The organism is Candidatus Liberibacter sp. (assembly GCF_014048425.1).
Taxonomy (GTDB): domain Bacteria; phylum Pseudomonadota; class Alphaproteobacteria; order Rhizobiales; family Rhizobiaceae; genus Liberibacter.
This window is the reverse complement of record NZ_JACETX010000003.1, coordinates 63,244-69,859: the sequence shown is the minus strand read 5'-3', so window position 1 is coordinate 69,859 and position 6,616 is coordinate 63,244. Positions and strand designations below refer to the sequence as shown.

Sequence of the window (6,616 nt, the reverse complement as noted above, 5' to 3'; positions counted from 1 at the left end):
ACTAGCGGTACGACTTGCGCCTAGGATTTCATAAAAATCAGCCTTTTCCATTCTAAACTCGTCTCCTAATGACGGAAATCCGGTCGCGTTAACGCAACCGGACTTCCCTGATGTCCACTACTTTCTATCTAAAATGACTAGGTTTTTTTCTTGTCGTCTTTGATTTCTTCGTAATCGGCATCAACAACATCCTCTTGATCCTCCTTGGCATCATCTTTAGGAGTATCCTCTGTTTTGGCCTGTTTTTCTTGGGCTTCATATATTGCTTGTCCAAGTTTCATAGAGACCTCTAGGAGTTTTTGAGTCGCTTCTTTTATTTGATCTTCTCCAGGATCTTTTTCATTAACAGTTGATTGCAGTGCATCTATCGCATCTCGTATTGATTTTCGGTCTTCCTCAGAAACTTTTTCACCGTGTTCTTTGAGAGATGTTTCTGTCGAATGGATCAAACTTTCTGCTTGATTTCTCGCTTCAATAGCTGCACGACGTTTTTTATCTAGTTCGGAGTTAGCCTCTGCATCCTTGACCATTTTCTCAATTTCATCATCGGAAAGACCACCGGATGCTTGAATGCGGATCTGTTGTTCTTTTCCTGTTCCTATATCCTTTGCAGATACTTGCACTATTCCATTCGCATCAATATCGAATGTAACTTCTACCTGAGGAACACCTCTGGGAGCGGGTGGAATTCCTACAAGATCAAATTGACCTAGTAGCTTGTTGTCAGCAGCCATTTGCCTTTCACCCTGACTTACCCGGATAGTTACTGCCGATTGATTGTCGCTAGCGGTTGAAAATACTTGAGATTTTTTCGTTGGAATAGTGCTATTACGCTCAATAAGAGCTGTGAAAACTCCGCCTAAAGTTTCAATTCCAAGAGATAGGGGAGTAACATCAAGTAAGAGCACGTCTTTCACATCTCCCTGAAGGACGCCACCTTGTATGGCTGCGCCCATGGCAACAACCTCATCTGGATTAACACCCTTATTTGGGGACTTTCCAAAGAATTTTTCAACTATCGTTTGAATTTTGGGCATCCGAGTCATACCACCAACCAAAACCACCTCATCGATGTTGTTGGCAGATAAACCTGCATCTTTCAAGCATTTCTTACATGGATCAATGGTCCGCTGTATGAGTTGGTCAACCAAGCTTTCAAACTTAGTACGAGTTAATTTCACGTTTAAATGTTGAGGTCCTGCACTATTTGCCGAAATAAAAGGCAAATTTACTTCCGTTTGTTGAGCCGAGGACAACTCAATCTTTGCTTTTTCTGCCGCTTCTTTCAAACGTTGTAAGGCAAGAGTATCTTTTTTAAGATCTATACCACTTTCTTTTTTAAACGTGTCGCATAAATATTCTACGAGGCATAAGTCAAAGTCTTCGCCGCCCAGAAATGTATCTCCGTTGGTTGCTTTTACTTCAAATACGCCATCGCCGATTTCTAGAACCGAAACGTCAAAAGTACCGCCACCGAAGTCGTAGACGATAATAGTTTTTCCATCTTTTTTATCTAATCCATACGCAAGTGCAGCTGCTGTTGGTTCATTTATGATGCGTAAAACATCAAGACCAGCTATACGTCCAGCATCTTTTGTTGCTTGTCTTTGAGCGTCGTTGAAGTAAGCTGGTACAGTGATAACAGCCTTTTCAACTTTTTCGCCAAGAAAATTTTCGGCTGTTTCTTTCATTTTCAGCAAAATCATGGCCGAAATTTGAGATGGAGAATATTCCTTCCCGTGAGCTTCAATCCAAGCATCCCCATTTTTTCCGTTAACGACTTTGAAAGGAACTAAAGCAGTATCTTTCTTTACGGCTGGATCTTCATAACGTCTTCCGATGAGGCGTTTGATAGCAAATAACGTATTCGATGGATTTGTTACAGCCTGACGTTTCGCAGGCTGTCCTATAAGTCTTTCTCCATCTTCAGTAAAAGCAACCATGGAAGGAGTTGTGCGTGTTCCTTCAGCGTTTTCGATTACCTTTACATTTTGTCCATCCATAATAGCAACGCACGAATTAGTTGTGCCGAGGTCAATACCTATGACTGTTGACATATCGTTTTTCTCCTTTAAAGCAGACTGTCTGAACCTCTTCAAGAGAGCGTTCCGTCGACACGGCCCTCATAATAATAATAATAAGCGGGTAAACGCAAGACGAAATGCGATTACTAACTACATATAGGAAAGGAAACCGACAACTGCAAGAAGCAGATCGAATAAGAATTCGATAAAAAGCTATTTATATTGAGATAACTTTGAATATTTACATGGAAATACAATGGTATTTCTGTAAATTTTTTTAAATTTTTATAGGATGATCAATGTTTCATGTCGTGGTATAGGGAGAGGTCGTCGTTGGTATTGAGGATTTTGTTCTATTGTGACTAAAAGGCTTATATGGGACACAAAAAATTTTTATGTTTTAGACATTTTTTGAATAAGAAATTGAATTAATCATGTTGGAAGATGAGGATTCTATCGTTTTATTTTTCGGTGTAAATAAGGATTATTTGAATCATTGTATTATAAGAGTTTTTATTTTTTACAAGGGATATAAAATTGTGATTTTATAAGAACAATTGCAATTTATTGGCATTGTGGATTAATTTCCATTAATGAAAAACAATTCTTATAACAAGAGTTTTTTGTAGCGAATGCTAAAAGTAAGTTGATATGATTCTCATAATTTCCATTACATTGAAATCTGAAATGCTATACGGAGTTCGGAATAAAATGTAATTGTGACGGAATCGTGTCATAATATAACATATCTTCTGATATGATTGGTTGAGAGGGTTTGTTTTTTTGTATTATGAAAGGCATTTTATTGTTTCACCATAGATCAGTAATAATTCCGATGCGACGATATGATAACTTTATGAGAGGGAGAGATTTGTGACTATTATTCGTGTACATAATGGGGATATTTCATCAGAAAGTGTTGCGAAGTATACCGATTCTATTGCTGTCGATACAGAGACACTCGGATTGATCCCACGTCGCGATCGGCTTTGTATTGTACAATTGTCACCAGGAGATGGAACCGCTGATATTATTCGGATTTCTCCGGGGCAAAAATCTGCCCCAAATCTTGAGGCTATGCTTTCTGATCAACGGCGAGAAAAGATTTTTCATTATGGGCGTTTTGATATCGCAGTATTATTTTACAACTTTGGAGTTGTTACTACCCCGGTTTTTTGTACGAAAATTGCTTCACGATTAGTTAGAACTTATACGAACTATCATAGTCTTAAGAATAATTTGAAAGAGATTTTAGGAGTAGACATTTCGAAGATGCAACAATCGTCTGATTGGGGGGCTGACGATTTGTCGTCAGAACAGCTGGAATATGCGGCTAAAGATGTGATTTATTTGCATGCGTTGCGCAACGAATTGATGATATTGCTTGAGAAAAATAGTCGTGTAGATTTGGCTTTATCTTGTTTTGAATTTTTAATGAATAGGGCTAAGTTGGATTTATTGGGTTGGGATGCAGTCGATATTTTTTCCCATAGCTAACAAGTTATCCTAAGAGATTTTTCTCGGCTTTAATATTTATACGACAAACGTGGATAGGAATCTTTTATGCTTTAGTAAGAGATTCTACAGCGTGGGGTTCTATAGCATTTGATAGGTGACGGTTGTCGGTAGTATTTTTATGGTTGCGCCAGCGATCACAGATTTTGTGATTTTGAGCAAGAGTATTCATAATAAAAAAGATATGCTATTTTTTTTTGAATGTTTTGGATATGGCTTTTCTGGATGCTTTAAGGTGTTGTTTTGGAAGAAAAACCGTTATTAAAGATTACATATGGCATGTTTTGCGTTTTGAGGAAGGGTTTGATCTTTAGGAATAATGATCTTCAAAAGCTGAATTAGAATGGTAACGGTTTTAAATCATAATTACGTTATTTGGAAAGTATATGATTATCTTTGATAATTATTGATATCTTCCTCGTCCTTCAGGGCGGGGGAGGATGTCAATATGATGTACTTGTTAGCTTTAAAAATTTCAAAGAGACAATCTAAATAAAGTAAGATTCGTACTGTGTGATGAGGATTTATTTGCGATATTAAGTCATGCACTTCTTGTCTCTCAAGGAAAGTATAGAGGCTTATTTCTATTGATCGATTGTCGCCATGGTATAAAAAAACCGATGAGGATGTCTTTTCGTTTTTAGCTATAGAAGTCGTCTTCCCTATCAAATGATCCTTACGAAAATTGATGAAATAAATCCAAAAATGGCAGAAAATAGGTTAAGGGGAACTAAAGGTTTTAGAGGCAAAAATCCTGCTTGTCTCTCAAATACAATATCCACTTCTTGTATACGCAAAGAAGGGATAGAAGCACTTCGCCAATTGATTTTTAAAGCAATAAATCAATCGCCAATACATCAGTTAACGAAAACAAGGTTTCTAAGAGAAGACTGATTGTAACAGTATATAGGTTATAGGATTCTTTTTTGCTATTTTATCTTAATAGATAACACAGTTTTTCAATTTTCTCGACGGTGATATAAAAGCATTTGCATGGAGTGGAGGATATGCTGGTTATTTCATAATGTCTGATGTAATTTCTACCCGGTATTATTAAGGTTGTTTTCTAATATATGATATTTTGTGCTAGTATTACTAGATTCGTGCAGCATCTAAAGTGAGTCTGGTGGGAGAATAACCTCTTCTCTCTCTTAAAACATGATCCTCAAATCCGAAGGAAAGAGGAATACTATTCCCAAAATAAATGGAGCGGGCGAAGGGATTCGAACCCTCGACCCCAACCTTGGCAAGGTTGTGCTCTACCCCTGAGCTACGCCCGCTAGAACCCTGATGCTTTGAAAACGAGAAATTCGTTTTGGAAAAAGAAAGGAGGGGAAATACTCTATTTATATTCCCTAAATAACGTTTAGAAGCAATAGAAAAATTAATAATTATCGAAGTTTGCAAGAAAAATTTTGTGATGGAGGTGAGATTTTATAATATATGGTGCAATTTCCATAAACGATAATCTACACTTCAGAAGAACATCGGCAGGATTTTAAGCTCAGTTCTTCAAAGGTTTTGATCAAGTCCAAGAAGAGATGGATGAATCATTGCCAGTAAATAGTAGCCAGTGCCATACTTTTCAGAAGATAGGGAATGGGCTTCTGTGTTTTTTATTGATAATGGAATCTGAGATTGTCCGGACAGAAGGGGATTATACATCCCCAAAGAACTAATCTCAGATTTTTGTTTTTCCTGTAGATTTTCCAAAGTATTTGCTTAGAACTAGCTAATATTTTCCAGATCTAGGATTGTTCTCATTTTCTTGAAAGATTCTTCCTGATCAATAAGATCATTGATAATTTTTTGCACCATCTTATTCCCTTCAATATTGTTTTTACTGATCATTTGATCATAGGATTCAACGTGTTCAGCACGTTCTGCTAGAATTTGAGCATCTTTTAGCGTATTAAACAACTTGATCTTAATTTCTGTGTCAAGTTCTTTGCTCTTTTGCCTTACGAGGTCTGACAGTGATGGGCCATGGATATTTTCTCCCTGATTCCGAGTATATTCGCCTGTATAAGCAGATATGATTCCAATAATATTATTTAAATGCGATGCATGTGTATTGTCCGAGAAACAATCGATTTCTTGCTCGGGGTCATGTAGTATGAGTCCAAGGTTCATGCGTTCGCCTGCTAGTTCAGCGTAAGAAAAAGATCTTATTCCAGCGATTATCGCATTTAACCCTGATTGTGTATTTTGCATAATAGTTTTAGTCGCTTCACCATCGGGACTCCAGGCTTTTACTATTTCTTCTAGATCATGTATCAAAAGCTGCGAGGCGGTTTTAAGATAGGCTGAACGTCTTCTACAATTCCCGCCTGTGCAATGATTTACATCATAGTCGGTATAGGGTCTATTTCCTGCCCCGCGGATGCTTGTATTGAGATCCTGTCCCCAAAGGAGGAATTCTATGGCGTGATAGCCAGTGCTAACATTGGTTTTTGTTTCACCCGCTTCATGCAATCTGCGGAGCAATGCAGTGGAAATAGAGGAGGCATCAATTTCTTTTCCGTTTATGAAAATTTTGGAGTTCGCTATGATATTGCTGGCGTATAAAGGATTGTCCTCGTGTTTTTTCCCATATGAACTATCAACATAATCTAGAAGACCTTCGTCAAGTGGCCATGCATTAATCTTATCTTTCCAGATATTGATGACAAGATTTCCAAAAAGATAAACTTCAGATTGTTGGTATGGAATGCGCGCTTTAATCCATTTAAGGCGTGCCTCATTGAGGCTTTTTGCACTAGGAAAAGCAATAAGATTGTTAATAGCTTGATCAAGCTCTTGAGCATTAGAAAGGGCATCTTCGTATTTTGCATGAGCAACAACGACATAATGTCGCAATACATCAACAGGATTGACTTCTTCCGAGGAGATAGAAATACTGGGTAAAAGGGTTAGAGATATAAAAAAACTTGTAAAAAATTGCGTAAATAATTTTCTTTTCATTATTTTCTCCACTAGAAATCTAATATAAAATTATCAAAATTATGGCACGGTTATTGTGTAAATACAGATATATGTCAAATTTTATGTTTAGATTTCAGTCTAGTCATATTTGT

5 protein-coding genes and 1 tRNA gene are annotated in these 6,616 nt (G+C 37.2%); 1 reads left to right on the top strand and 5 read right to left on the bottom strand.

The genetic code is table 11. The features are described 5' to 3' along the window. Window positions 1-137: 137 nt before the first annotated feature. On the bottom strand, window positions 138-2,057 hold the full coding sequence (dnaK, locus tag H0G72_RS00970; protein ID WP_182016715.1) for a molecular chaperone DnaK: 1,920 nt from the start codon (window positions 2,055-2,057) through the stop codon (window positions 138-140). Window positions 2,058-2,897: 840 nt separating this feature from the next. Here dnaK and H0G72_RS00965 point away from each other — a divergent pair. Continuing rightward, the gene (locus H0G72_RS00965) at window positions 2,898-3,521 is read left to right on the top strand and encodes a ribonuclease D (protein ID WP_182016713.1); all 624 of its coding nucleotides are present in this window, start codon (window positions 2,898-2,900) and stop codon (window positions 3,519-3,521) included. Window positions 3,522-3,585: 64 nt separating this feature from the next. On the opposite strand, the gene H0G72_RS06200 is transcribed toward H0G72_RS00965, so the two are convergent. The 4 genes from H0G72_RS06200 to H0G72_RS00950 all read right to left on the bottom strand — a co-directional run bounded on the left by H0G72_RS06200 (window position 3,586) and on the right by H0G72_RS00950 (window position 6,503). Continuing rightward, window positions 3,586-3,711, bottom strand: a complete 126-nt coding sequence (locus tag H0G72_RS06200) for a hypothetical protein (protein ID WP_259345076.1) — start codon at window positions 3,709-3,711, stop codon at window positions 3,586-3,588. Window positions 3,712-4,744: 1,033 nt separating this feature from the next. Beyond that, window positions 4,745-4,819, bottom strand: a tRNA-Gly gene (locus H0G72_RS00960). A gap of 232 nt (window positions 4,820-5,051) precedes the next feature. Then, the gene (locus H0G72_RS00955) at window positions 5,052-5,252 is read right to left on the bottom strand and encodes a hypothetical protein (protein WP_182016711.1); all 201 of its coding nucleotides are present in this window, start codon (window positions 5,250-5,252) and stop codon (window positions 5,052-5,054) included. A gap of 15 nt (window positions 5,253-5,267) precedes the next feature. Continuing rightward, window positions 5,268-6,503 (bottom strand): imelysin family protein, encoded by a 1,236-nt coding sequence (locus tag H0G72_RS00950; protein ID WP_182016709.1) that lies wholly within the window; start codon window positions 6,501-6,503, stop codon window positions 5,268-5,270. Window positions 6,504-6,616: the final 113 nt, after the last annotated feature.

Coding starts and splice junctions, on each gene's coding strand:
- dnaK (WP_182016715.1), bottom strand. CDS start 2,057: ATGTCAACAGTCATAGGTATTGACCTCGGCACAACTAATTCGTGCGTT.
- H0G72_RS06200 (WP_259345076.1), bottom strand. CDS start 3,711: ATGAATACTCTTGCTCAAAATCACAAAATCTGTGATCGCTGGCGCAAC.
- H0G72_RS00950 (WP_182016709.1), bottom strand. CDS start 6,503: ATGAAAAGAAAATTATTTACGCAATTTTTTACAAGTTTTTTTATATCT.